General features: G+C 72.2%; 21 protein-coding genes. 6 read left to right on the top strand and 15 right to left on the bottom strand.

The window, feature by feature from the left end; translation table 11 throughout:
- The first annotated feature begins 234 nt into the window (after positions 1–234).
- Positions 235–1242: a LacI family DNA-binding transcriptional regulator gene (locus tag ACH4F6_RS05280; protein ID WP_397958524.1), complete on the top strand. Its 1008-nt coding sequence runs from the start codon at positions 235–237 to the stop codon at positions 1240–1242.
- 137 nt (positions 1243–1379) lie between these two features.
- Here ACH4F6_RS05280 and ACH4F6_RS05285 read toward each other — a convergent pair whose 3' ends face one another.
- From ACH4F6_RS05285 to ACH4F6_RS05325, 9 genes are all read right to left on the bottom strand, one after another.
- Positions 1380–2213 carry a hypothetical protein gene (locus tag ACH4F6_RS05285; RefSeq protein WP_397958525.1) on the bottom strand — a complete coding sequence of 278 codons (834 nt, stop codon included), beginning with the start codon at positions 2211–2213 and terminating at the stop codon, positions 1380–1382.
- A 465-nt stretch (positions 2214–2678) separates the two neighbouring features.
- On the bottom strand, positions 2679–3491 hold the full coding sequence (locus ACH4F6_RS05290) for a carbohydrate ABC transporter permease (RefSeq protein WP_397958526.1): 813 nt from the start codon (positions 3489–3491) through the stop codon (positions 2679–2681).
- On the bottom strand, positions 3488–4384 hold the full coding sequence (locus tag ACH4F6_RS05295) for a carbohydrate ABC transporter permease (protein ID WP_397958527.1): 897 nt from the start codon (positions 4382–4384) through the stop codon (positions 3488–3490). Before ACH4F6_RS05295 ends, ACH4F6_RS05290 begins: the two co-directional genes overlap by 4 nt.
- Entirely contained in the window at positions 4359–5660 is a 1302-nt protein-coding gene (locus ACH4F6_RS05300; RefSeq protein WP_397958528.1) for an ABC transporter substrate-binding protein, read from the bottom strand. Before ACH4F6_RS05300 ends, ACH4F6_RS05295 begins: the two co-directional genes overlap by 26 nt.
- Positions 5661–5722: 62 nt before the next feature.
- Positions 5723–6814 (bottom strand): LLM class flavin-dependent oxidoreductase, encoded by a 1092-nt coding sequence (locus ACH4F6_RS05305; protein WP_397958529.1) that lies wholly within the window; start codon positions 6812–6814, stop codon positions 5723–5725.
- Between the two features lie 307 nt (positions 6815–7121).
- Positions 7122–7196 (bottom strand): putative leader peptide, encoded by a 75-nt coding sequence (locus tag ACH4F6_RS05310; protein WP_350328511.1) that lies wholly within the window; start codon positions 7194–7196, stop codon positions 7122–7124.
- Between the two features lie 292 nt (positions 7197–7488).
- A complete protein-coding gene (locus ACH4F6_RS05315) occupies positions 7489–8076 on the bottom strand; it encodes a hypothetical protein (RefSeq protein WP_397958530.1) in 588 nt (195 codons plus the stop codon).
- Positions 8077–8079: 3 nt separating this feature from the next.
- Complete coding sequence (gene ctaD / locus ACH4F6_RS05320) at positions 8080–9858, bottom strand: cytochrome c oxidase subunit I (RefSeq protein WP_397958531.1); 1779 nt, start codon at positions 9856–9858, stop codon at positions 8080–8082.
- A 302-nt stretch (positions 9859–10160) separates the two neighbouring features.
- Entirely contained in the window at positions 10161–10442 is a 282-nt protein-coding gene (locus ACH4F6_RS05325; RefSeq protein ID WP_397958532.1) for a GlsB/YeaQ/YmgE family stress response membrane protein, read from the bottom strand.
- Between the two features lie 572 nt (positions 10443–11014).
- On the opposite strand from ACH4F6_RS05325, the gene ACH4F6_RS05330 reads away from it, so the two are divergent.
- On the top strand, positions 11015–11986 hold the full coding sequence (locus tag ACH4F6_RS05330; protein ID WP_397958533.1) for an ABC transporter ATP-binding protein: 972 nt from the start codon (positions 11015–11017) through the stop codon (positions 11984–11986).
- On the top strand, positions 11983–12834 hold the full coding sequence (locus ACH4F6_RS05335; RefSeq protein WP_397958534.1) for an ABC transporter permease: 852 nt from the start codon (positions 11983–11985) through the stop codon (positions 12832–12834). Before ACH4F6_RS05330 ends, ACH4F6_RS05335 begins: the two co-directional genes overlap by 4 nt.
- 505 nt (positions 12835–13339) lie before the next feature.
- Here ACH4F6_RS05335 and ACH4F6_RS05340 read toward each other — a convergent pair.
- From ACH4F6_RS05340 to ACH4F6_RS05360, 5 genes are read right to left on the bottom strand one after another with little or no spacing between them, the layout of a single operon-like run.
- Entirely contained in the window at positions 13340–16240 is a 2901-nt protein-coding gene (locus ACH4F6_RS05340) for a hypothetical protein (protein ID WP_397958535.1), read from the bottom strand.
- On the bottom strand, positions 16237–17361 hold the full coding sequence (locus ACH4F6_RS05345; protein WP_397958536.1) for an AAA family ATPase: 1125 nt from the start codon (positions 17359–17361) through the stop codon (positions 16237–16239). Before ACH4F6_RS05345 ends, ACH4F6_RS05340 begins: the two co-directional genes overlap by 4 nt.
- Positions 17362–17414: 53 nt before the next feature.
- Positions 17415–18827: a VWA domain-containing protein gene (locus ACH4F6_RS05350; RefSeq protein WP_397958537.1), complete on the bottom strand. Its 1413-nt coding sequence runs from the start codon at positions 18825–18827 to the stop codon at positions 17415–17417.
- A complete protein-coding gene (locus ACH4F6_RS05355; protein ID WP_397958538.1) occupies positions 18824–20248 on the bottom strand; it encodes a hypothetical protein in 1425 nt (474 codons plus the stop codon). The genes ACH4F6_RS05350 and ACH4F6_RS05355 overlap by 4 nt, the downstream gene beginning before the upstream one ends.
- Positions 20218–20736: a hypothetical protein gene (locus ACH4F6_RS05360; protein WP_397958539.1), complete on the bottom strand. Its 519-nt coding sequence runs from the start codon at positions 20734–20736 to the stop codon at positions 20218–20220. The genes ACH4F6_RS05355 and ACH4F6_RS05360 overlap by 31 nt, the downstream gene beginning before the upstream one ends.
- A 212-nt stretch (positions 20737–20948) precedes the next feature.
- Here ACH4F6_RS05360 and ACH4F6_RS05365 point away from each other — a divergent pair, with 212 nt between their 5' ends.
- The 3 genes from ACH4F6_RS05365 (at position 20949) to ACH4F6_RS05375 (ending at position 22181) form a co-directional block, all read left to right on the top strand.
- On the top strand, positions 20949–21458 hold the full coding sequence (locus tag ACH4F6_RS05365) for a hypothetical protein (RefSeq protein ID WP_397958807.1): 510 nt from the start codon (positions 20949–20951) through the stop codon (positions 21456–21458).
- Between the two features lie 275 nt (positions 21459–21733).
- Complete coding sequence (locus tag ACH4F6_RS05370) at positions 21734–21916, top strand: hypothetical protein (protein WP_397958540.1); 183 nt, start codon at positions 21734–21736, stop codon at positions 21914–21916.
- A gap of 79 nt (positions 21917–21995) precedes the next feature.
- Positions 21996–22181, top strand: coding sequence for a hypothetical protein (locus ACH4F6_RS05375; protein WP_397958541.1), 186 nt, complete (start codon positions 21996–21998; stop codon positions 22179–22181).
- Positions 22182–22364: 183 nt separating this feature from the next.
- On the opposite strand, the gene ACH4F6_RS05380 is transcribed toward ACH4F6_RS05375, so the two are convergent.
- On the bottom strand, positions 22365–25142 hold the full coding sequence (locus ACH4F6_RS05380) for a glycosyl hydrolase (protein WP_397958542.1): 2778 nt from the start codon (positions 25140–25142) through the stop codon (positions 22365–22367).
- Between the last annotated feature and the right edge of the window lie 586 nt (positions 25143–25728).

Genomic DNA, 25728 nt, shown 5'->3' on the forward strand with positions numbered 1-25728 from the left:
CGGGGGGGGGCCGGGGCCCCCCGGGGGGGGGGGGGGGCCCCGGGGGGGGGGGGGCCCCCCCCCCCCCCCCGGGGGGGGGCCCCCCCGCCGGCGCCGTGCGGGCGGAGTCACCCGGCGCCGCCGGACCGGGCCGGCCGCGCCCGGCCGCGCCCGGGCGTGAACAGCTCGTGACAGCCCCGCGCGCGGCCCCGCGCAGGGCTGTCCGCCCGACGGCCCCGCCTCTAACCTGACGCGATGCGCGCGGTGACAGGACTCAGGGAGGTCGCGGAGCGGGCCGGGGTGTCCATGCGGACCGTCTCCAACGTGGTCCGGGGCACCGGGCGTTTCTCGGAGGCGACGCGGGAGCGGGTGCAGCGCGCGGTCGAGGAGCTGGGCTACCGGCCCAACACCGCCGCCCGGCGGCTGCGCACCGGCCGCAGCGGGGTGCTGCTGCTGGCGGTGCCCGAACTCACCATGCCCTACTGGGCGGAACTGACCGGGCATCTGCTGCGGGAGGCGGCCGTCCACGGCTGCACGCTGCTCGTGGAGGTGACCGGCGGCCGTCCCGAGGCGGAGCTGGACCTCGTGCTCGGCCGCACGGACCCGCTCGTCGACGGGGTCATCCTCAGCCCGCTCGCGCTCGACGACCGCGCCGCCGCCCGGGCCCCGGACCCCACGCCGCTGGTGCTGCTCGGCGAACGCGTCCACGACCTGCCCTGCCCGCACGTCACCGTCGACAACACCGGCGCGGCCCGCGAGGCGACCGCTCATCTGCTGGCCCGCGGGCGGCGCCGGATCGCGGTGGTCGGCCGGCAGACCGCGCCGCACGCGGCCACGTCGGCCACCCGGCTGGCCGGTCACCGCCAGGCCCTCGAGGCGGCGGGCCTCGCCTACGACGAGACGCTCGCCCCGCCCGTCGCCGCCTACCACCGGGCCGACGGCGTCACCGCCGCCCACGCGCTGCTCGACCTGCCCGAACCGCCCGACGCGGTGTTCTGCTTCGCCGACACGCTGGCGGAGGGCGTGCTGCACGCGGCACGCGCACGCGGTCTCTCGGTCCCCGGCGACCTCGCGGTCGTCGGGTTCGACGACATCGAGGCGGCCCGCTACACGGCGCCGCCGCTGACCACCGTCGCCCCGGACAAACGGGAGCTGGCCCGCCTCGCGGTGACCGCCCTGCTGCGGACCGTCGACGGCGCCCGCCCGACCCAGCCGCGCGTGCTGCCGGCGGGGCACCGGCTGGTGGTGCGGGAGAGCGGCTGACGCCGTCCCGCCGAGAGGGCCGCCCACCGCCCCGTCGTGGGGACCGTCCGCCGATCCGCCGTGACGCAAAGGCACTGCGCGCGGTCGTGCGGAAGCACGGCGTCGGCTACGGCGTCCCGCGTTCCGCGGCGTCACGGTCACTCGGTGGCGGCCATCATCATCACGAAGACGAGTCCCGCCGTGACGGCCCACAACACCAAGGTCCCGATGGTGGCCGCCACACGGGTGAAGGGGGGATGGACGCCGACCGGATGACCGGGGCGGTCCGGGTGGTAGCTGATCTCGATCTCGTTCGCGGACGCGTTTCGGGAGTAGCTGTGGGTCTGCCCGCTCGGGTCCGTGTACTCGTACTTCCCCGACGTGCCGTACGGACTGGTGCGCACGGCCATCACCGTGATGCCGCGCCGGGGGAGAAGCCACATCCGGAGGATCTGCTCGGTCGTGGCGGCACTCGCGAAGTTGAGGAACACGATCACCAGTCCCATCGGGATCGCGAGGATGAGCATGCCCGCTTCTCCGCGCAGGACGAACAGCACGCTGGTCACGATGAGCGTCGCGAGACCGGGCCCGAGACCGACCAGGGCCCGGACCATGTCCTTCGCCTTCTCGCCGGCGCTGAAGGAGAGGCCGGGGTCATGCGGAGTGCGCAGGGAGCGGGTCGTCACGAGCGAGGCGCCGTCGAAGGAGGGGTCCGGCTCCGGCAGGGCGGCCAGGGCCGTGCCCACCGTCCTCGCGAACAGGGCTGCCGCGGCCTCGCTGACGCCGTCGATCCGGTGCGTGACGGGTGTGCCGCCGGCCGGGACCCGCAGTTCGACAGTGACGGCCCGGCGGTCCGGTACGACGTCGCGCACGGCCTGCAGGGGGATGCGTGTCTCCTCGTCCCCGTGGCGCAGCGTCAGTGCGTCGTCCTCGTGGCGGAGGGCGGCGTCGCCGCTGCCGCGCAGGACAGGGGTGGACGGTGTGGTCGACATGGACGTGATCGTAAGGGGGGGACCACTGGCCTGACACCGGGCCTCGTCCGACCGGCCGGGCCGTGAGGCCCCCTCACAGGGGGCGCCCCACAGCCGTCCCGCCACGGCGGCACCGGTCCTCGTCGGCAGGCGCCCCTGTTCCCGCTTCTCGCCGACACCGGTGGCGCCGTCCCCGCATCACCGTTCCCGGAACACCACAACGGCTGGTGCTGGTTCTCGCCCACGCGGCCGTCCCCGGTTTCGTGCCGTCGGCGCACTCGTGCGTCACCAAGACGGCCTGCACGGTGCGACCGGCGGTGACACCGCCCGCCCCGGCAGGTCGGAAGGATCTTTACCGAACACTCCTGTCGGGACGAAACGCTCTTTGGCGGTTGCGGCGCCCCGTCACGGCGAGCGGCGCCCCGTCACGGTGAGCGGCGCCCCGTCACGGCGAGCGGCGCCCCGCCACGGCGAGCGGCGCCCGCCCTACCCCCGTACCGCCCCCGTCGTCAGGCCCGCCACGAAGTGGCGCTGCAGCAGGACGTAGACGACGACCACGGGGGCCGAGGCGATGACGACGCCCGCGAACAGCAGGGGGTACTGCGTGAGGAACTCGCCCTGGAAGTCGAGCAGCGCCAGCGGCAGGGTCCGGTGCTCCTGGGAGCGGACGAACAGCAGGGGGTAGAGCAGGTCGTTCCAGTCCATCACGAACAGGAAGATGCCGGTGGTGGCGAGGGCCGGCCGGGTCAGCGGCAGCGCGATCGAGCGGAACGCCCGCAGCGGAGAGGCCCCGTCCAGCTCGGCGGCCTCGTACAGCTCCTCGGGAATGGTGCGCAGGAAGCCGCCCAGGATGAACACGGCCGTCGGCAGCGTCGTCACCGCGTCGACGAGGACCAGGCCGAGCAGGCTGTCGGTCAGCCCGAGACGGTCGAAGAGCACGTACTGCGGGACGATCGCCGCCTGCGCGGGCACCGCCAGCCCGGCGACCAGGACGCCGAAGACGGCCCAGCCCACCCGGCCGGGAATCCGGGCGCAGAAGAACGCGGCCAGGCTCGCCACCACCAGCGTCAGCGTCACCGCGCCCGCCGTGACGACGGCGCTGTTGACGAACGCGGCGCCGAGACCGCCCTCCTGAACCGCCCGCCGGTAGTTGTCCAGGGTCGGCGACGACGGCGGCGCCAGCGGCGCGTCGAACAGCTGCGGCAGCGTCTTGAACGTGCCGAACAGCACCACCAGCAGCGGCAGTACGACGACGGCGGCGCCCGCCAGCAGCGCGACCGGGCGTACGGTCCTGGTCATCGGGTCGCCCCTCCCGTCGCCCGCCGCTGCACCCAGGTGAGCAGCGCGATGAGCGCCATGAACACCACCGACTGGGCGGCCGCGTAGCCGAACTGGTTGTTGGAGAACGTCGTGTAGATGCGGGTGGACAGGATGTCGAGGGCGGGGCCCGGCGGATTGCCCGACAGGCCGAGGACGAGGTCGAACGCCTTGAACGACTGGACGGTGGTGTACGCGACGACGATCGCGGTGGCCGGGGCGACGAGCGGCCACGTCACGTACCGGAACCGGGCGAGGCGGCCGGCGCCGTCCAGCTCCGCCGCCTCGTACAGCTCCTTCGGTATCGCCTGGAGCCCGGCGATGAAGACGACCATCATCTGGCCCGCGTGGAACCACACCTGGGTCAGCGCCAGCCAGAACACGGCCGTGTCCGGGTTGCCGAGGTACACCGACTGGAAGGAGTCCAGTCCGACCGCGCGCAGCGCCGAGTTGAGCAGGCCGCCGTCGGGGTCGTAGACGAACCGCCACACGAACGCGACCGACACCGACGACAGGACCGTCGGCAGGAAGAACACGGCCCGCAGCAGCGTCGAGGCGCGGGTGGTGCGCACCAGCCACAGGGCCAGCAGCAGTGCCAGGGCGGTCTGCGCGACGACGACGGTGAGGGTGAGCTCGAGGTTGTTCTCCGCCGCGTTGCGGAACATGTCGTCGCCGGTGGCGAGTTCGGTGAAGTTGCGCAGGCCGACGTCGTGGTAGCCGGCGCTGTAGCCGTCCCAGTCGGTCAGCGCGTACTGCACGCCCTGGACGACCGGGTAGGCGAAGAAGAACAGGTAGAGGGCGAGGGCGGGCACCGGGAACAGCCACAGTGCCCGCGCCGTGCGCCGCCGCCTACGACCGCTTCTGGTCGATGACACGCTGCGCCTCCTCGGCGGCCTGCGCCGGCTTCTTGCCGCCGACGACCGCCACGGTCGCGTTCTCGACGGCCGTGCGGATGTCGAGGTTCAGGAACTGGAAGCGCGGCGCGAGCAGCGTCTTCCGGGTCAGCCAGGGGGCGACCGCCTTCAGGTCGGCGTTGGTGTACTCGACGCCCTCGACGGTGACGTGCTGGCCGGTGCCGTTGGCGTAGGCGCCGGCGTTCTCGGGGTCGCTGAGGAACTCCAGGAAGGCGTAGGCGGCGGGCTGCACCGTGGAGGCGCTGTTGACGCCGAGGACGAAGGTGGTGTTGAAGACGCCCTCGTACTTCGCCTTCTCGGCGGTGGTGGTGATGGGGGCGACGAGGTCGAAGGGGAACTTCGCGCCGAGCGCGCGCACGCCCGCCATCTGGAAGGAACCGGTGGCCAGCAGACCGGCCTTGCCCCCGGCGAACAGCTGGGTGACGGCGTCGGTGCTGGAGCCGGTGGCCCGCTCCTGGAGGTAGGGCCGCAGGGCGGCGTACTGCTCCAGCGTGCCGAGGAACCAGTCGTCGGTGACCTTCAGGGCGCCGGACTCGATCCGGGCGAGCGCGTCGTCGCTCGGCGCGTTGTTCATCACCATCACGTTCAGCAGCTGGCCGGCGTTGGCGGAGTCGCCGCCCGGCCAGGCGAGCGGGGTGTAGCCCTTGGCCTTCAGGTCGTCCAGGAGCTGCAGGAAGCCGTCCCAGTCCTTGGGCGCGGCGGTGTGGCCGGCCTTGTCGAGGGCGTCGGTGTTGGCGAGCGGCATGTTGAAGACGAGCTGGTAGGGCAGGCCGTACTGCGTGCCGTCCTGCGCGCCGGGGCCTATGAGGTTCTGCTGGTACTTGCCGACGACGCCGGTGCCGGTCAGCGGCGCGTACACCCCCGCCTTGACGATCTGCTGGAACTGGGCCCCGCGGAACGCGGTGAACACGTCGCCCGTCTTGGAGCCCTGGATGCGGCGCAGGGCGGTGGACTGGTAGTCGGCGGACGGGGCGATGTCCTGCTCGACGCCCGCGTCCGGGTGCTTCTTCACGAACGCCTTGATCAGGTCGGCGAGCACCGCCTTGTCCTCGGCCCGCCAGTGCGCGAAGGAGACGGTTCCCTTCACGGCCCCGGAGGTGGCGAGGCCGGAGGGGGAGGCGCCGCTCGAGGCGTCGGAGGAGCCGCCGCCGGGCCCGGCGCAGGCGGCGAGGCCCAGGCCGAGTCCCGCGGCGCCGAACAGACGCAGGGCGGACCTTCTGTCGAGGGAACGGGTCATGATGAAGTCCTTGTTCACGTGAGGGTGTCGGTTACGCGTGGGTGAAAGTGCGTCAGGTCGTCTCAGACAGCAGCGAGTCGGCGGGTGAGCAGCGGCCGGACGCACTCGCCGAACCGGATCGCCTCCTCCAGGTGCGGCTGCCCGGAGAGGACGAAGTGCTCGATGCCGAGGGCGGCGTACTCCTCGATCCGCTCGGCGACCTGCTCGTGGCTGCCGACGAGCGCGGTGCCCGCGCCGGGGCGGACCAGCCCGAAGCCGGCCCACAGGTTGGGGTGGATCTCCAGCCGGTCGGTGCGTCCGCCGCTCAGCGCGGCCATCGCCCGCTGCCCCGCCGACTCCGAGCGGCTGAAGCGCTCGTGGGCGGCCCGGATCGCCACCGGGTCGAGGGCGCCGAGGATGCGGTCGGCCTCCGCCCACGCCTCGGCCGCGGTGTCCCGGCTGATGACGTGCAGCCGGATGCCGTAGGACAGCTCGCGGCCCTGCGCGGCGGCCAGTTCGCGCACCCGGCCGATCTTCCGCGCGACGGCCGCCGGAGGCTCGCCCCAGGTGAGGTAGGTGTCGGCGTACCGGGCGGCGACCGGCAGGGCGGCCTCGGAGGAGCCGCCGAAGAAGACCGGCGGCCGGACCGGCGACGGCCTGCGCAGCCGCCCGCCCGCGACCCGGTAGTGGTCGCCCTCGAAGTCGTACGCCTCCCCGCTCCAGGCGGTGTGCAGCAGGTACAGGAACTCGCCGGTGCGGGCGTAGCGCTCGTCGTGGGCGAGGAAGTCGCCGTAGGAGCGCTGCTCGTCGGCGTCGGAGCCGGTGACGACGTTGAGCAGCAGGCGTCCGCCGGACAGCCGCTGGTAGGTGGCGGTCATCTGGGCGGCGAGCGGGGGCGCGATGACGCCCGGCCGGAAGGCGACCAGGAACTTCAGCCGGCTGGTCTGCGGGATCAGCGCGGCCGTGGTCAGCCAGGAGTCCTCGCAGTCGCTGCCGGTCGGGGTCAGCACCGCCTCGAACCCGGCGGACTCGGCGGCCCGCGCCACCTGGGCGAGGTAGTCCAGGGTGGGCGGGCGGGTGGTGGCGCGGGACTGGAGGGAGTCGCGGGCGGTCACGCCCACCACGTCACGGTCGTCGCCCGTGGTGGGCAGGAACCAGTGCAGGCGCACGGTCATGGGGTCTCCAAGGTGGTGCGGAATCCCGGCGGTCGGGGGGCCGGGGCGGGGCGGAGGAGCGAGCGGACCGAGAAGCCCCGGAGGTCAGGGGCGGCCGGAGGCCGGCCCCGGACGACGGGGTGGGGATGCAACGTTGAACCACGCCGGACGCAGCGGGAGTGCCTGAGGTGAGGAAGGCGGACCCTGGACGGGCGTGGAGGCCCTGCCGGGCGTGCGGCGCCTTGCCGGGCGAGGGGACTCCGCCGGGCGTGGGCGCCTTGCCGACGCGGGGCCCGCCGGGCGAGGGAGTCCCGCCGGGCGTGCGGAATCAGCTACAGAGCGCCGTGGCCACCCTGAGCAGGTCGATGTGCGCGCGCTTGACGAGCTCGACGCCGGATTCCATGGGGCGGGACTATACACACCGCACGTGACGGCCGAGACGCCGGTCTCACGGAGCGGACAACGGCGCCGCTGAGGGCGCGTGTTGGGGGCCGGCGGAGGGCGGGGCCGGCCAGTGACGACTGCTCACCGGCGGGGTGACGCCGAGCGGCGACAGGACCCGCCGGAAGCCCCGGGACCCGCCGGAAGCCCCGGGACCGGCCGGAAGGACGGTCCCGGCCCTTCCCGGCCGCTCCCGGTGTCCGGCGCCACGCAACTCGCCTGCCCGCGCCAGATGTTCAGCCGGCGCGAGCTGTTCAGCCCGTGCGCCGCTGATACCGGTGCTGGTGCCGTTCGCCGCAGGCCGCCGTCGCGGGGCGACGGGTCACCCGGGCGTACACCCCCGCGGCGGTGAGGAACACGCCCACGACGACGCCCGGAGCGGCGGCCGTCACCCAGAACGGGTCGCTCGCGCGGCCGGCGACGGCGTACGAAGCCGCGAGGACCACGGCGGCGAGCACTCCCGCACCCGCCACGGCGGCGACGACACGGCGGGCGGGACCAGGACGGCCGGCCGGGCGCGGCACGTGCCCCAGAAGCGCCCAACCGCGTGCCGTCTCCCGCACCTCCCGCCGGCGCTTCACGGCGGCGCCCAGGCGCAGGGCGGCCGTGACGACCGCGCCCACGGCGGCCGCCACGCCGGGCGCCCGCCATCCCTCGGCCACGAGCAGCAGCCCGGCGAGGGAGCCCACCCAGGCCCAGCCGGTCACGCAGGCCGCCGCCGCGACGCGCCGTGACGCGGGCCGGTCGGCGCCGGCCCGCAGGTCGGCGAGGGCGGGCAGGTACCAGACGCACCCGGCGGCGGTGAGGGCCGCGGCTCCCAGCGCGGCGACGGCGTGCGACACGGCCTACCGCACCGCTTCCCGGCCGGCGGGCCCGACGGCTCCCGCGGTCCCGCCGGCCTCGGACACGGCGGCGATCTCCGGGTGGTGCAGGTCGAACGCGGGGGACTCGCTGCGGATCCGGGGGAGCGAGAGGAAGTTGTGCCGCGGCGGCGGGCAGGAGGTGGCCCACTCCAGCGAACGGCCGTACCCCCACGGGTCGTCGACGCCGACCGGCTCGCCGTACCGGGCCGTCTTCCACACGTTGTAGAAGAACGGCAGGATCGACAGGCCGAGCACGAACGACCCGATCGTGGACAGGGTGTTCAGCGCGGTGAAGCCGTCGGCCGCCAGGTAGTCGGCGTACCGGCGCGGCATGCCCTCGGCTCCCAGCCAGTGCTGCACCAGGAACGTCAGGTGGAAGCCGACGGTCAGCGTCCAGAAGGTGATCTTCCCGAGCCTCTCGTCGAGCATCTTGCCGGTGAACTTCGGCCACCAGAAGTGGAACCCGGCGAACATCGCGTACACGACCGTGCCGAACACCGTGTAGTGGAAGTGCGCCACCACGAAGTACGAGTCCGACAGATGGAAGTCCATCGGCGGCGAGGCCAGGATGACGCCGGTCAGACCACCGAAGAGGAAGGTGACGAGGAAGCCGGTCGTCCACAGCATCGGGGTCTCGAAGGACAGGCTGCCCTTCCACATCGTGCCGATCCAGTTGAAGAACTTCACCCCGGTCGGCACCGCGATCAGGAAGGTCATGAAGGAGAAGAACGGCAGCAGCACACCGCCGGTGACGTACATGTGGTGCGCCCACACGGTCACCGACAGACCGGCGATGGCGATCGTCGCACCGATCAGACCCGCGTAACCGAACATCGGCTTGCGCGCGAACACGGGGATCACCTCGGAGACGATCCCGAAGAACGGCAACGCCAGGATGTACACCTCGGGATGACCGAAGAACCAGAACAGGTGCTGCCACAGCAGCGCCCCGCCGTTGGCCGGGTCGAAGACGTGGCTGCCGAACTTGCGGTCCATTTCCAGGGCGAACAGCGCCGCCGCCAGCACGGGGAAGACGATCAGGACGAGGAGCGCGGTCAGCAGCACGTTCCAGGTGAAGATCGGCATGCGGAACATGGTCATGCCGGGCGCGCGCATGCAGATGATCGTGGTGATGAAGTTGACGGCGCCCAGGATGCTGCCGAAGCCGGACAGCGCCACACCCATGATCCACAGGTCGGCGCCGAGCCCCGGCGAATGCACGGCGTCCGACAACGGCGCGTACAGGAACCACCCGAAGTCGGCGGCCCCGCCCGGGGTGAGGAACCCGAACGCGGCGATCGCCGACCCGAACAGGAACAGCCAGTAGGCGAGCATGTTCAGCCGGGGGAACGCCACGTCGGGCGCGCCGATCTGCAGCGGCATGATCCAGTTCGCGAAGCCGGTGAACAGCGGCATCGCGAACATCAGCAGCATGATCGAGCCGTGCATCGTGAACGCCTGGTTGAACTGCTCGTTCGACATGATCTGCAGTCCCGGCCGGGCGAGTTCGGCCCGCATCAGCAGCGCCAGCACGCCGCCGACGACGAAGAAGGCGAAGGCGGTGACGAGGTAGAGCGTCCCGATCTTCTTGTGGTCCGTGGTCGTCAGCCACTCCACCCACGTCGGCCGCCCGGCCCGGGGCTCGCCCCGCCCGGCCGCCTCGCCGGCCGTGACCGCGGTCCCGCCTCCCGGCAGTCCTGCCGCCACCCGCTGTATCCGCACCTCGTCCACCGGACGGTGCCTCCCCATCTGCTCGTTCATCGACTCGTCGACTCATCGACACCACGACGAGCCCGGAAGCGCGCAGGTGGGAACACGGACCCGGCCCCTCCCGGCCGCCGCCCCAAGATCACCGCACGGGCAGGGGGTCCCCATAGGGCCGAACGGTCCCCGCTCGGCGCGGCCGGTGGGGCCCATCGGACCGGGACCTTTCCCGGTGGACGGGTGCCCGGGGTCCCTTCCGCGCCCGCCGACGGGACCGTTCGGACGCCGGTCGGCGGGCAAAGGGAACGGCTCCTCGTCCCGGGGGACGAGGAGCCGTTGCGTGTGGTGTGAGCGCCGGATCAGGCGTGGCGGTGGTGGGCGTGACGGTTGCCGGTGATCAGGCGGTAGAGGGCGAGGAGGATGACGGAGCCGATGATGGCGGCGATCCAGGTGGACAGGTCGAAGAAGCCGTCGATGGAGTCGACACCGAAGATCACCTTGCCGAGCCAGCCGCCGAGGAGGCCGCCCGCGATGCCGATGAGCATGGTGATGATGACGCCGCCGGGGTCCTTGCCCGGCATCAGCGCCTTGGCGATGAAGCCCGCGAGCAGCCCGATGAGGATCCAAGCGATGATTCCCATGACACGTCTCCTACCTCGTCGTATAAAGTTTCTGTTAGGACACCGTGTTTACTGTCGGGCCACTTCCAAACACCTCGCACGGTCATTTGTCGGCCCGGGTTTCGCATCGTCCTGTTATGCCCTTGGCTGTCCGGCAGGAGAACCACCGGCCTCCGGCCCGGCATGACTTCTGCCCCCTGCCGGCCGGATGATCCCGGACGGCTGTTCGCCGCGATGCTGCTGCCGCTCCTCGTCGGCACCGTTCCGACGGTCGCCGCGGCTCTGGGGGACCGGAAGCGGTGAAGTTCCCCCGGCCTCGTCCTTCTCTCGACGCGCGGAGTGTCCGGTGGACCGTCTGCCGGGGCGGGAACTCGAACCAGGGCTGTGACCGGGAGGGTTCGCCGGGCCGGTGGAACAGCGTGAGGAATGCGGGCCGTTCGGTAATGTGTTCGTCAAGGGAAGGCCGGAAGGGTCGCCGCCGGGCGGTGACGGCCGGCCACAGCCGTGGGCACGTCCCATGACCGGGGGACGCCGGCAGGGCCTTCGCTCCCCGATCCCGGGGGACGACTCATGAGACGGACGGGGGAACACGGGTGACGACCGATCACGTCGCGTCCGGGACGGGGACCAGCCCGCCGCCGGAGAGCGACACGGTCATCGACGTACGGGGTCTGCGGATGCGTTACCGCGACCAAGAGGTGCTGAAGGGCGTGGACTTCACGGCCCGGCGGGGCGAAGTCCTCGTGCTGCTGGGCCCGAACGGGGCGGGCAAGACGACCACGATCGAGGTCCTGGAAGGCTTCCGCATGCGATCGGCCGGTGACGTGACCGTCCTCGGCGTCGATCCGGCCCGCGGGGACGAGCGGTGGCGTGCGCGCCTGGGCATCGTGCTGCAGTCCTGGCGCGACCACGGCAAGTGGCGGGTACGGGAATTGCTGGCCCACCTCGGCTCGTACTACGCGCCGTACTCCACCGCCCTCGTCCGGAGGCCGTGGGACACCGACGAGCTCATCGCCGCGGTGGGGCTGACCGCGCAGGCGGACAAGCGGGTCGGCACCCTGTCGGGCGGCCAGCGCAGGCGTCTCGACGTGGCCGTCGGCATCGTGGGCAAGCCCGAGACGCTGTTCCTGGACGAGCCGACCGCCGGTCTGGACCCGGAGGCCAGGAACGAGTTCCACGGCCTGGTGCGCGGGCTCGCGGACGAGAGGACCACCGTTCTGCTGACCACGCACGACCTCGCCGAGGCGGAGAAGCTCGCCGACCGGATCCTCATCCTGGCCGGTGGCCGGATCGTGGCCGACGGCTCGGCCGAGGAGCTGTCCCGGCAGGTGTCGGGGGAAGCCACCGTGCGCTGGACCCGGGACGGGCGGGCCTTCGAGCAGGCGACGACCGAACCCACCCGGTTCGTCCGCCGGCTGTTCGAGGAGCACGGTGAGGCGATCGGCGGTCTCGAGGTGCGCCGGGCGAGCCTGGAGGACACCTACCTGACGATGGTGCGGGAGCTGGAGACGGAAAGCGGCCCCGGCGAGCGGGCGGCGCGCGCTTTCGGGGAGGGACCGCGATGAGTCCGGTGTGGTACGCGGCGAGGTTGGGGGTGCGGCGCGGCCGGACGGAACTCCGGCAGACCTTCACCTCGGGCCAGGACGTGTTCGGATACGTCCTCTGGACGGTCCTGCTCATGGTGCCGCTGTTCCTGGTCAGGGACGAGCGGCTGAAGGACGCGGGCATCTCGGCCGGCGCGTTCATGCTGCCGAGCATGGTGGGCATGACGCTCGCCTTCACCGGGATGATGACCACGGCGCAACTGCTCGCGACCGAGCGCGAGGACGGCACGCTGCTGCGGGCCAAGGCCGTGCCCCACGGCATGGTCGGCCACCTGGTCGGCAAGATCGTCATGGTGTCGGGCACGGCTCTCGTCTCCATGGCGCTCCCCTTCGTCGTCGGCGTGTTCCTGGTGGACGGGGTGGCCCGGCAGGGCGGCGGAGCGCTGCTGACACTGGTGTGGGTGGTGCCGCTGGGCCTCCTGGCGACCCTGCCCATGGGCGCCGTCATCGGCTCGCTCGTCGACAGCCCGCGCACCGTCGGCCTGCTGATGCTTCCGGTGATGGGGCTGATCGTGATCTCCGGCATCTACTTCCCGCTGTCGAAGCTGCCCGAATGGCTGCAGATCGTGGGGCAGGTCTTCCCCGTGTACTGGCTCGGCCTCGGCCTGCGGGCCGCACTGCTGCCGGCCGGGGCGGTCGCCGCCGAGATCGACGAATCCTGGCGGTACCTGGAGACGGTGGGCGTGCTGGGCGCCTGGGCGGTCGCCGGGCTGCTCCTCGCACCGTCCGTCCTGCGCAGGATGGCCCGCCGGGAGTCCGGGGCCACGATGGCGGAACGGCACCGGAAGGCGATGCAGCGGGTCGGTTAGCGCCGCGCCGGGATGACGGTGCGGTCGTGCACCGCGTGCGGCTTCCCCGGCCCTCGCATCCCGGAGGACCGGAAAGCGATGGCGTGGGACTGCTCCGTGAGGTGGTGAGATGGTGAGGCGGGGGCGAGGACAGGATCCGGTGCTCCGCCGCAGTCGCCGCGGTACCGCACGCGTCGGATCTCTGCCGCCCGCTGTGCGGCGCGATGCCCTCGCCCGTCGACGGCGGGCACGATAAGGGATGCGCTGGACGCTTGACATTGCCTTTCTGGCCCGGAGCCTGTTCGCCTTCCCTTGGTTCGACAAGGGCTGCGACATCGCGGAGGCGTACGCGGCAGTCATCGAGTACGGAGTGCCGGAGGGCTTGGAGCCCTTGCCCGCTTGTTACGGCTGAGGACTTGTCCAGTGGGTTGCCGACTGCCGACTGCCGACTGCCGACTGCCGACTGCCGCCGGCTCCGGTGCGGGCGCGGCCGGGGCCCGGTGGACCCGGGACCCGGCCGTGGCTGTCATCGGGCTGCGAGCAGGTGCTCCAGGGCCCTGGCCGTTTCCGGATGGCGAGCCGTGAGCGCGGCACCTCCCGACGAGGCCGGACCGGCCACCGCCGCCCAGCCGCCGTCGCAGCCCAGCAGCCCCGCCACCGCGTCGCACGTCGCCGGATGCGCGGCCAGCAACGCCGTGCCCGACGGAGCCGGGGCGTCGGGCTGCGTCCACCCGTCGTCGCAGCCGAGCAGATCCGCGACCGCGTCGCACGTCGCCGGGTGCGCCGTGAGCAGTGCAGCGCCCCGGCGGACATCGGCCACGGGCCTGGCGGCGAACGGATTCGTCTCCGGCATCCGCCACGGCGGCACCCACGCGTCCAGTTCCGCCAGCCGGCCCGGGAAGATCCGGCCGGCCTCGCGGACCATCAGCGGGGCGAGGTCCGCCGCGCCGGAGCGCAGGGTGGTGATCAACAGCGGCAGCCACGGCAGCAGCACCGTGTCCGGGAGCCGCCCGAACGCGTTCGACACCGCCTCCACGACCACGTCCGCCAGTCCCGGCACGGGCTCCAACGCGTGCACGAAACCGCTGAGGTAGCGCGGGTAGGAGGGCACCACCAGCGGGTTGTCCAGCAGTTCGTCGCACCGCGCCCGCAGTTCGGCCCGGGGCAGGGTGCCGAGCTGCACCTGCGCCGCCCACAGCAGTGCCGTCTTCGCCGGGTCGTCGGGGTGCGACTGGGCGACCGCGAGCTCCAGCTGGGTCCGGTCGCAGCCCAGTGACAGCGCCAGGCTCTCCATGGAGAACAGGAAGCCGAGCATCGCCGCGACCTGCCCCACCGTCGCGTCCTCGTCCCGGAACGCCGTCGGCAGCAGCGTGCAGTAGTGGGCGTAACCGGTCTTGACGAACGACTCGATCCACGCCGGCAGCACCGGCTCACCGGTGCGGTAGTACGCCAGCAGCGCCCGCACCCGGCGCAGCACCTCCGGCGCCCCGTCGACGCTCCGCTCGGCGGCGAGCACCTTCAGCGCGTGCGTGCCGAGCTCGTCGGCGAGCCGGCGGCCGCCCAGGTACAGGAGCGTGTCCTCGACCGCCGCCAGCACCGTCGCCGTGGTCGCCCGCGGCCCGTACGCGTCGCGCCGCAGCCGCTGCTCCAGGACCTGCTCGAGGCTGACGCCCTCGTAGCCCAGCTCGATCAACGCCCGCTGGTGCGTGCCGAGCGCCAGGTCCCACGACTCCTGGATCGACCGCTCACCCAGCCGCCGCTCACCCATGATCGGCCGGGCCGCGCCCTGCGGCAGCAGGCGCCGCAGCATCCACAGCACGTCCGAGCACGCCCGCAGTTCCGGCCGGGAGGCCATGTCCAGCAGCGCCCGGCGCACCCCGCGCTGCTCGAGCCTCAGCTCCAGCGGCGCGAGCCGGTCGTACACGTCGCGGGCGAGCGGCGGCAGCGAGTCGTACCCGACCTGCCCGATCCGGTCGCCGCCCATCATGATCTCGACGAGGCGCCGCACGTCCCGCCGTCCGGGCACGCTGTCCTTCTCGATGCAGGTGACCGCCGCGTCCTGGAAGTCGTACGGCGTCGGCTTGGCCCGGTCCCGCATACCGGCGAGCAGGATCGACGTCTCGAAGACGGCGATGGCGTCGGCGGTGGAGGCGAGGTAGCCGTTGCGCCGGGCCGCGCGCACGATGTCCACCGACCAGCCGAGCAGCTCGGCCTCGTCGAGCCCGTCGAGCACGGGCGGCCTGCGCAGGAAGCCGGACAGCTTGTCCGCGGCTGCCCCGGACGGCGGAGCCGGGACGACGGCCGCCTTCTTGCCGGCGGACTTCCGCTTGCCGGCCTGCCCCTCCAGCACGTACGGCTTCACCCGGGTCCGCTTCAGGCCCTTCGTCCACTCCGTCGCCGCGATCGACACCGAGCCCGCGGCGAGGCCGAACTGCGCCTCGATCGCCGCGTGGCTGGACGGGATCAGCCCGTACTGCCAGGTGGTGGCGGTGCGCGGGGAGATCGTGAAGGTGTCCGAGGCGCCGTGCACGCCGAACTCCTCGACGCGGCTGGCCGCGTGGAACGCCCCGCACACGTACAGGCAGTCCTCCGGGTCCGTGCCGCTCGCCGCCAGGTGCTCGCGCATCCGGGTCCACATGTACCGCTCGCGGTCCTCGTCCACCCGGAGCCGGGCCCCCTCGCCGGGGGCGAGCCGCCGGAACAGGCTGCCGATGAGGAACATGACCTGGCGGTAGGTGTCGTGGTCGCTGTCCCCGAGCGGGACCTCGACGTACTGGTGCCACCACTCCGACCAGTGCCGCACCTTGCCGTGGCGCAGCAGGTGCTCCTCCAGCTGGGCGAAACGCGGCCGCAGGTCGCCGATCCCGACGCCGACGGCCTCACCGTGCAGCGCGGCCTCCGCCTCCTGCGGAGTCCCGGTCTCCTCCTCGGCCGGATCGTCCCTCCTGTCCCACTGGAACACGTGGTCCGAGGACCGGTCGACGAGGACCAGCTCGACGCCCGGGGTGTCCAGGGCGTACGCGATCGCCTGGTACTCGGCGGACGCCTCCGTGATCGGCGCCACCACCGACAGCGGGGCCCAGTCGGCGGGGAAGCCGTCGACCTCGCCGGCGAAGGCCTGCACCGCCACCGGCAGCCGGCAGTTGCGCAGCTCGGTCAACAGCGGCGCCATGTCCTCGCACAGCTCCAGGTACACCACCTTGGGCTGCTTCTCGCGCAGCCGGCGGGCCATGGCGAGCGCCGAGGCGGGGGAGTGGTGACAGACGGGGAAGATCTCCAGCGGCTCGCGCACCGCCCGGTCGACGTCGTCGACCATGCCGAGCAGGATGCCCTCCAGGGCGTCCGGTCCGCCCGCGAACTCAGCTGCCGCTTCCTGGAGTTGCCCGCGCAGCGCGGCGAACGACGTGCTCTCCCGGGGCCCGCTCATGACAGGGTGGCGATCGCGTCGCGGCCGCCCTCGAGGAACTCGGGCCAGGAGCCGCCCTCCTCCTTGCTGCGCGGCTCGACGACACCGTGCAGGTACTTGTTGAGGATGGCCAGGTCCTCGGGCTCGCGCCGGGTGAGCGAGCCGACCAGCGAGGAGGCGAGGGCGCGGGCGGTCAGGGTGCGCTCACCGAAGAAGTTGCTGTGCAGCACGGCGTCCTCCAGCACACCGATCTGCTCGGCCGTCGACAGCGCGGACTCCAGCTTCTCGTCGTCGCTGCCGGCCGCCGCGGCGGACGCCCGCAGGTCGGCGAAGCTCTGCAGCAGCACGTCCAGCAGGGTCGGCGGCACGTCCAGGTCGATCGAGTGCCGGCGCAGCAGCTCCTCGGTGCGGAAGCGGACGATCTCCGCCTCGCTCTTCTTGTTCGTCACCACCGGGATGCGCACGAAGTTGAAGCGCCGCTTGAGCGCGGAGGAGAGGTCGTTGACGCCCCGGTCGCGGCTGTTGGCCGTGGCGATGATCGAGAAGCCGGGCCTGGCGAAGACGATGTTGTCGTCACCGCCGCCGCTCTCCAGCTCGGGGACGGAGATGTACTTCTCGGACAGGATCGAGATCAGCGCGTCCTGGACGTCACTCGTGGACCGGGTCAGCTCCTCGAAACGGCCGATGGCGCCGGCCTCCATCGCGGTCATGATCGGCGAGGGGATCATCGACTCCCGCGACTGGCCCTTGGCGATGACCATCGACACGTTCCACGAGTACTTGATGTGGTCCTCGGTGGTGCCGGCCGTGCCCTGCACCACCAGCGTGGAGTTGCGGCAGATCGCCGCGGACAGCAGCTCTGCCAGCCAGCTCTTGCCCGTGCCGGGGTCACCGATGAGCAGCAGACCGCGGTCGGAGGCGAGCGTGACGATCGACCGCTCCACGAAGCTGCGGTCGCCGAACCACTTCTGCGCCACCTCCCGGTCCAGTCCGTCGGCCCGCTCGGAACCGAGGATGAACAGCCGGACCATCTTCGGGGACAGCCGCCACGAGAACGGCTTGGGGTTGTCGTCGATCGACTCCAGCCAGTCGAGCTCCTCGGCGTACTTGATCTCGGCGGGGGCGCGCAGCAGGTCGGACATGAGGGGAAGGCCTTTCCGTACGGTGGTGATCACGGCGGGGGTGCGTCCGGTGATCAGGTGAGGAACGTCTTGAGCTCGTGCACGAGCTTCTTGATGTGGCCGGAGATCACCGGCGTGCCGAGGTCCTTGAACTTCTCCCGGAACCACGGGTTGACGCTGCCGCGCCCGGAGCTGGTCACCGAACCCACCGGGATGAACTTCGCCCCCGAACGGTGGATGGCGGCCATGCTCTCGAACAGCTCGTCCGTGCGCCATTCGTAGAAGTCGGAGATCCACACCACGACGGTGTTGCGCGGCTCGGCGATCTTCGGCTGGGCGAGCGCCATGGCGACCGTGCCGTCGGTGCCGCCGCCGAGCTTGGTCCGCAGCAGCGTCTCGAACGGGTCGTGCGCCCAGGGAGTGAGGTCCAACGCCTGCGTGTCGTACGCGATCAGGTGGACGTCCACCTTCGGTAGCCCGGCGAAGATGGACGCCAGGATGGTGCAGTTGACCATCGAGTCGACCATCGAGCCCGACTGGTCCACGACCACGATCAGCCGCTGCGGTGTCGTCCTACGGCTGGTGTGCCGGTAGTAGAGCCGGTCGACGTAGAGCCGCTCCTCCTCCGGGTCCCAGTTGGTGAGGTTCTTCCAGATGGTGCGGTCGAGGTCGAGGTTGCGGTAGACGCGCTTGGGCGGGACGGACCGGTCGAGCTCGCCGACCGTGGCCTTCTCCACCTGCGTGCGCAGCACTTCGGTGACCTCGTCGACGTAACGCCGGATCAGCGCCTTGGCGTTGGCGAGGGCGACACCGGAGAGGTTGTTCTTGTCGCGCAGCAACTGCTCGATCAGCGACATGCTCGGCGTCAGCCGGGAGGCCAGCGCGGGATCGGCCAGCACCTCACGCAGACGCATGCGCTGGACGAGACCGGCCTCGATGGAGCCCAGTTCCGGCCCGATCCCGGGGATCAGGCGGCTGAGGTCGGGCGTGGGGCCGCCAGGACCGGTGCCGGTCGGGCTGACGCCCCGTCCGGCTCCCGCGGGGCGCCCGCCGCGCAGCTCGCCGGGCCGGCAGCCCAGCGCCCGCTCCAGCCAGCCCGCGTCCGCCTGCCAGCGCGCCAGCTGCTCGGCGGTGACCGCACCGGAGCCGGACGCGAAGACGTTCAGCAGCACCTTCGACGCGAGCGCCGCGCGCCGCACCTCGGCGGCCCGGTCACGCGCCCCGTCCTCGTCCGGCTCGGGCGTCATCAGCCCGTCGAACTCGGCGGCCAGCTCCGGGTGCCGCTGTACCACGGAGTCGACGGACGCTCCCGGATCCAGCAGCGCGGCCGGCAGACCGACGTCCTCGACCACGGCCAGGCTCGCCGATTCCAGGCCGGCCTGCTCCTCGGGGTCGAAGAGCCGGGCCAGCAGGCGCCAGTACAGCACCTGCCGCCGGTTCTCGTCCGGATCGGGCGCCGGAGCGCCCGCAAGGGTCGGTCCGCTCATTTCCGCAGCAGCTTTCCGGCGCGCTCACGCAGTACCTTCACGGCGTCGGTGGCGGCCTTCTCGGCGCGCACGCCGGCCTTGTCGGTCGTCCCCCCGGCCCAGGCCCCGGCGTGGACGGCGACGCTCTTCTTGCGCACCGTCCTCTCCACGGCGAGCGGCTGGAGCAGGAACTCCCCGGCGTCCCAGCGCAGCAGCCCGACACACGCACCGGACGAGGCGACGACCTCGGGGGTGAGCGGACCGGCGACCGGAACGCGGTCGGTGTCGACGGCGAGACGCTGCCCGGCCACCTGGAACGCCACTCCGTTCCCGTCCTCCTCCACGGCGTACCCCTCCAGCAGGACGGGCACGGCGATCCGGGCCGGATGCCGGTCGAGCGGAGCGGTCGCGAAGGCGGAGGCGGCGGGCAGCGCCACCCGCGCGGTGGTGAAGACCTCGGCGGGCTCGCCCGTACGGGCCCGCGCGTCGTCCCAGATCAGATCGCCCTCACCGGTGACGGGCATCGCGTCGAGGTCCATGGCACGCCCCTCGCTCACGGCGGTCAGCAGGGACAGGTGCGGCCGGAGCAGCTGCCACAGCCCCGCCCCGACGACGGTGTCGGGCTTCGGAGCGGACACCGAGGCCCGCACCAGCCTCGGCGTGCCGCCGTCCGCCGGCTCGAACACCGCGTGCACCTGCGCCTGTACGGCGGTGGCGTGCTCCTGCAGGTCGACACCGAGGGGCAGCAGACGCCCGGTCGCCTCGGCGACCACCGGAGCGGACGCCGCGCCGGGCAGGGTCAGCAGCACGGCGCGCGACCACAGGTCGGCCCACCGGCGTACGGGAACGTCCTCCAGGGTCGCGCCGGGGCAGGAGGCGGCGAGTTCGGCGGCGAAGCCGTCGAGCAGCGCGGCCAGGCGGCGCAGCCCCGGGTCCGGCAGCATCGCGGACACGACGGGCGCGGCGCCGGAGACCAGCTCGTGGTCGATGCCCTGCCACCCGGCCCGGGCCAGATCGCACAGCCAACTCCGGGCGGCAGCATGAAGGTTGACCGCACGGTCCGACCCGTCGGCCGCAGCGGTGCCGCTCTCCCCGGCGCCCGGCCGCCCGACGGCCTCCTCGACCCGCGCGACGAGCGCGTCGTGCACGGAACCGAGCAGCGCGGTGCGCGCGGCGGCGAGCGCCACGAAGTGGTCCTCGCCGGCCGCCCCGGCCGCCGTCTTCTCGGCCGCCTCGGCGACCCGCCCGGCCAGCGGTGACCCGGCGACGGCATCGGCGAGCCCGGCCAGTCCGACGGCCTGAGCGGGCTGCGGACGGAGCAGGCCGCCCACGAGAACCCCGTCGAACCCGTCCACGGCCGCGAGGACCTCGTCGAGTCCGTCGACGGTGTCGTTCAGCAGGTCGGCGCGCATCACGCCACCGCCCTCGTCGTCGGGAACCACTGCATCTCGGGCAACGGGGCGGTGGTCGGGGCGAATTCGAGATAGGCCAGGTGCCGCAGGAACCGGCTGAACACCTGCGCAGCCGCCGAACTGTCGCCGTTCACGGGCCGCGTGGCGGTCATCGCGTGGGTGACGTCGTCCCCGTCGGGCGCCTCCCCGCCGACCTCGACCTTCAGGTACCGGGTCACCCGCTCGACGCCGTACTGCAGCACGGCCTCGAAGACGAGCGCCCGTATGTGGTTGCAGAACCATCCCCGCGCCCCGCCGCAGGGCCGGTTGTTGTTGGTGCTGCACGCGAACGCGTACGTGCCCGCCTCGACGGACGACACGTACACCCGCCCGATGTCCGACCCGCTGGACACCACACCCTGCAACCGCCCGTCGGCCAGCTCCACGAACGGCACCTTCGCGAGTTTCCGCGGCCGTGCGGACGGCACCACCCGTGCCGTGCTCGACTTCTCCCGGACCGACAACGCACCATCTCCCATGCATGCGAAAGGGGACGTCAACGCCAGAGCGGCGCAACGAGATCAAGCTATCGGCAGCCACTGACAACGCCCTCGGCGCGGGACGAGAGCGGAGACGCCGGGCAGGACGGCCGTCGTTGACGCCGTCAGCGGCCGTCTTCCACCGGTGTGCGGCCGGGGCGCTGTGTGCCGTGGTCGGTGTGCCACGGACTCCGGCCGCGCCGACGAACCCGTTGGCAACCGGTTCCGAGATCGCCCGTATCGCGGGTGTCACCCGTGCCGCCGTGTCGAACTGGAGGCGGCGGCGCGAAGACTTCCCGGCGCCGGTCGGCGGCCGCGCCGACAGCCCGCTCTTCGGCCTGGCCGAGGCCCGGGCCTGGTACGGGCGGAACCCCTACCTCTACGCCGAGGGCGATCCCGTCAACCGCATCGACCCCGATGGACTTGTGTCGACCGGCTTCTCTGGTGAGGCGTGCTCCTACCTCTGCATCGGCGGTGGCCTGTCATTCAACGACGACGGATCGATTCACCCCAGCTTGTCCGTCGGAGCGGGAACCTCGGGGGCCAGCGGAGGGGTCGAAGCGAGCGCGGGTGACGCCAACAGCGGTGCGACCGGCGAATGGGAGTGCTCCGCCGGTTACTACTGGGCATGGGTGAGCAGCCAGGGGGACACCGCAGCAGGCGCGGGTACGGGATATGTCAGCAATCCCATGTGCTCGGCCAAGGTCAAATACACCTGGTGATCCTTCTCGCCAAGAAGTCGGAATGCAGACAATCCCCGTGAAGTGGCTCGCTGCACCGGGTGGCGGACCTGATCTGCCCGCCTGGGGACAAGTGCTCTTCGTGATCGTGTTCGTGATGGTGGCGGTGTTCGTCGTGGCCAACCTCATCGGAGCGAAGAAGAAGCGTTGGTTCAGCTGCCCGCTGAGCATCCCCGGCCGAATCGGCACACGGGGCCGGGGTGCGGCCCGACAGGTCGCACCCCACCGTGTTCGGAGAGGCGCCCAGTGGCACTCCCTTGGCGGACTGCCTGCAATCGTCAGCCACCGGGGGCAAGACGCACTTCTGCCTCACCGACGCCATCGGCGGCGTGATCGGCCCGGTGGACGTGGACAACAACAAGGTCGACAGCTACGCCTGCGGAGCGGACATCCTCACCTACGGACAACGCGTGAAGAACGGCCTGTGCGGGGGACGGTGACCTTTGCGGGTCGCCGTCGGGCCGGGAGTTCCTTCTCGGTCCGACGGTTTCCTCGTGAGTGCGACGGAGGAGTCCACCGGTGGATGACGCGACAAGAGGAGTGCGGATCTTTTCTGCGGTCCTGATCGTAGGGGGGACGGGTGCGTGCGTCGCGGGAACGGTCACCGGCGATGCCGTGCCGCTCGCGCTCGGAGTGATCGCCGCGGTCAGCGGAGTGGTTCTGGCCCTGCTGGCGTTCCTGGCTCGTCGGAGGAACCGTCCCTGATGTGGTGAGGTGGACGGGGACGTCCCGGCGGGGCGCCCGTCCGTGCCGTACCGCGCCGGCGCGGTACGGCGGTGACGAGGTCCGGGCGCCTTGGGCGGGCGGGGCCCGGGCGCGGACGCCGGTGAGTTCTCCCCCGACCGCGTCGGCTCGTGCCCGGTGCACCCGCCGCCCGCCTCCGCCGGCTCAGCCGTAGGGGATCACCAGCACGGACTTGTCCGTGCCCGTCTGGAGCTTCGAGGTGCCGTTGCCGATGGCGCTCCACACCTCGAGGCGCACGGTGCCGCCCTTGAGGTCACCCGGTGTGCCGGTGGACGCCTTGATGCCGCGTGCCTGCGTGTACTCCTCCCATCCGGTGACCGGGTCGGTCGCGAAGTAGTGGTACGTCTCGGTCCGGTCGAAGCTGCCGTCACCGGTGAAGTCGTAGCTGATCCGGGCCTGCTGGCCCAGTCCGACCGCGGTGCCCGCGTCCACCTGGAGCCGGAAGGCGGTCTGCGCGCCCGGGGTGAGCGTGCCGTTCACGCCGCGGACCTCGTAGACGAGGGGCTGGTACGGGGTGCCGTCGTGGTTGGCGCCGCCGGCGGAGGCGAGGGTGTCGCTGCCCGCCGTGCCGCCGGTCGCCGTGGTCAGGGCGCCACCGCTGCGCAGCTGGAAGGTGTTGCCGGTCGACGGCTCCGGATCGGGGTCGGGGTCCGTGGACCCGGTTCCGGTGCCGGTCACGGTGGAACGGGCCGGTACGGAGAGGGTCCTGCCGTCGGAGAAGGTCACGGTGCGGGCCGTCGATCCGTGGTTGTGGGCCGCGTACGTCCGGGTCGTCCCCTTGGTGAAGACGGCGGAGGTGGGGATGTCACCGGTCACGCCGGCGTCGGGCGCGCCGAGGGCGTCGAGGGTGGTGAGCCAGTGGTAGGTGTGCGCCCTCGACTCCCCTTCCTCCGGGGTGTAGCCGGCGTTGCCCGCGTCCCACTTCGCCTTGGCCGTACCCGGGTCGGCGAGGGACTGGAACTCCCAGAGGATGTCGCGCCATTCGACGGCCGGGCCGCCGTTCTCCCGTTCCATCTCGGCGATGTTGCGCCGGATCGCCGCCTTCTCGCCGCCGAGGTGGAGCGAACCGCCGGTCACGGGCAGGACGTTGATGCCGTGGATCTCCTCGGGGTTGGCGGTCCACCAGGTGGAGTAGGCGGCGCCGCTGCCCCACACCATGCCGGCCGTGTCGTGGCCGAACGAGGACGGGAAGACCTGCTCGTCGGCGTCGAACCAGTACTGGGCGATCGACTCCGACTCGGTGGTCAGCAGGAAGGTGCCGAGGTCGCGCAGCGAGGTGTCGCCGGTGGCGGAGCCCCACAGGACGAGGGCCGCGCTGAGGTTGGTGGACTCGGAGGAGGACTCCTGGTTGTTGCCGGCGGCGAAGCCCTGGTGCCCGGAGGCCCAGCCGTGGCCCGCGTAGACGTCGAAGCCGCGCAGGAAGGGGAAGGCGGTGTCGGTGCGGCTGGGGTTGGCGGTGTCCCGTACGAGGGTCTTGACCATGCCGCCCCAGGCGGAGTCGGCGGCCCAGGCCGGGTCGTACTGGGCGACGATCGCCGCCGCGTAGACGTAGTAGCCGTAGTGGAAGTGGTGGTCGTTGAGTTCGGTGTCGCTGCCGTAGGAGGCGGGGTAGCCGGTGAGCGTCTTCCAGTCCTTGTCGTAGCTGAACCCGTTCGCGCCTCCCGCCGTGAACCAGTCCTGGAGCCTGCCCTTCATCAGGCCGAGCATCCGGTCGCGGACGGCGGTCTCACCGATCTGGTCGGCCACCGGGACGAGCTGGGCGAGGCGGCCGAGGGCCTTGCCGGTCCAGTAGGTGTCGGTGGCGCCGGAGAAGGGGTCGGAGGCGTTCACGACCTCGTTCAGGTATCCGCGCAGCCGGGCGGCGTCCACGCCGTTCGACGCGGGCAGCGCGGGCAGCACCGCCGAGGCCTTCTGGCGCGTGGTGAAGGAGGCCGACTCGCGGACCTTCATGGTGCCGCGCGGGGAGACGTAGGTGGAGGAGGTCAGGGGGTCGGTGGTGTTCAGCCACTGGTGGCGGTAGAGGGCCTGGAGCGTGCCGCGCTCGGTGCCTTCCTTCGCCTCGGTGGTGAGCGTGTAGGTGGCCTCGACGGTGCCCCCGGTGTAGCTCCAGGTCACCTTGGAGCCGGTGACGAAGCTGTAGGCGTACTTCCTGAACGTCGCCAGCGCGCCGGTGGACGGCAGCACGGCGACGGAGAAGTAGTCCTTGGAGCCGAGACCCGCGGTGACGGTGGAGCCGGCGACGTTCCAGTCGCTGCCGGTGGGCGCGAACAGGGCGTAGTGGTGCCCGGCGACGGTGATGCCGAGGACGTTGCCCTGGTCGGCGAAGACGGTGGGCGCGCCGGCGGTGGTGATCTGGGCGTTGCCGCCGGAGCCCTCGGCGTAGACGAACGGGGAGCCGTGGCCGATGGTGGTGCGCAGGGTGCGGGCGCCGTCGGACCAGTAGGGGGTGACCGTCCAGTCGGACCAGTCGTCGGCCTTGGTGTCGGGGGAGTCGAGGCCGGTCAGTCCGATGGTGAGGTCGCGCTTGTGGGCGTACTCGTACTGGCGGCCGTCACCGGTGATCGTGGGGGTCGTCGGGTAGCCGACGTCGAGCCCGCCGGCCGTGGCCTGGTAGGTGAGGGGGTGCCCGTACATGGGGGTCGAGTACGGGTTGTCACCGTAGCGCTGGAAGGCGAGGGAGGACCACCAGTCGTTGGTGGGCACGGGCCGGTCCTTGGCGGCGGCGGTCACCTTGGGCGTGACCGGCGTCCCCGTGTTGGTGGTGGGGCCCGACGTGCCGGAGGGCCGGGTGTCGGAGTAACTGCCGGAGCCTACGGGGACGGTGGCGGCGGCCGCCGGTACGGCGGCCGGGCCCAGGCCGACGGCGGCGAGGGCCGAGGCCAGCAGCAGAACGGTTGCGGATCTGGTGCGTGGGGATGGCATGCGTCACCTCGGGTCGTGACAGGAAGAGGTTCTGAGAGCGCTCTCAGATGACCGGAAGGTAAAGCCCATGTAATGCACGCGTCAATGCATTGAACGCAGCGGGCGGGTGCCGGGCCGGAAATCCGTCATGTCTTCGAGTCCCGCCCGGGCCGGCGCCCGCCCGAAGGCGCCCGCGCCGTCCTGCCGGGGCGGTGAGGGGGAGCGGGTCTCGGCCGGACTCGGCGTCGGCGTCCGCCGCGGCAGGCGTTCGTCCGCCCGGCGCTCACCCTCCGCCTGGACGGCGCGGCCGACACCGTCCTGGCGGTGCGCGTCGACCACGGTCTCGTCACCGGGCTCCACGCCGTGCGCACCCCCGAGAGGCTGTCCCGCACGGGCCGCGGGACCACGGTGAGCCGCTGAGTCCGGAAGGCTCGCCGGCCGCTCTGCCGGGCGGGTCCTCGACCGGCCCTACCGCGTTGCCTCCCTCCCCGTGTTTCCCCTGCTCACGCCCTGTTTCCCGGCCGGCCGCCCCGGCGGGCGACAGGAAACCCGTCGACCTCCGCCGGCAGCGGGGCAACTCTGGGTCCGTCAGCGAGCGGCAGCGAAG

It is taken from the genome of Streptomyces sp. NPDC017936 (assembly GCF_044328485.1).
Taxonomy (GTDB): domain Bacteria; phylum Actinomycetota; class Actinomycetes; order Streptomycetales; family Streptomycetaceae; genus Streptomyces.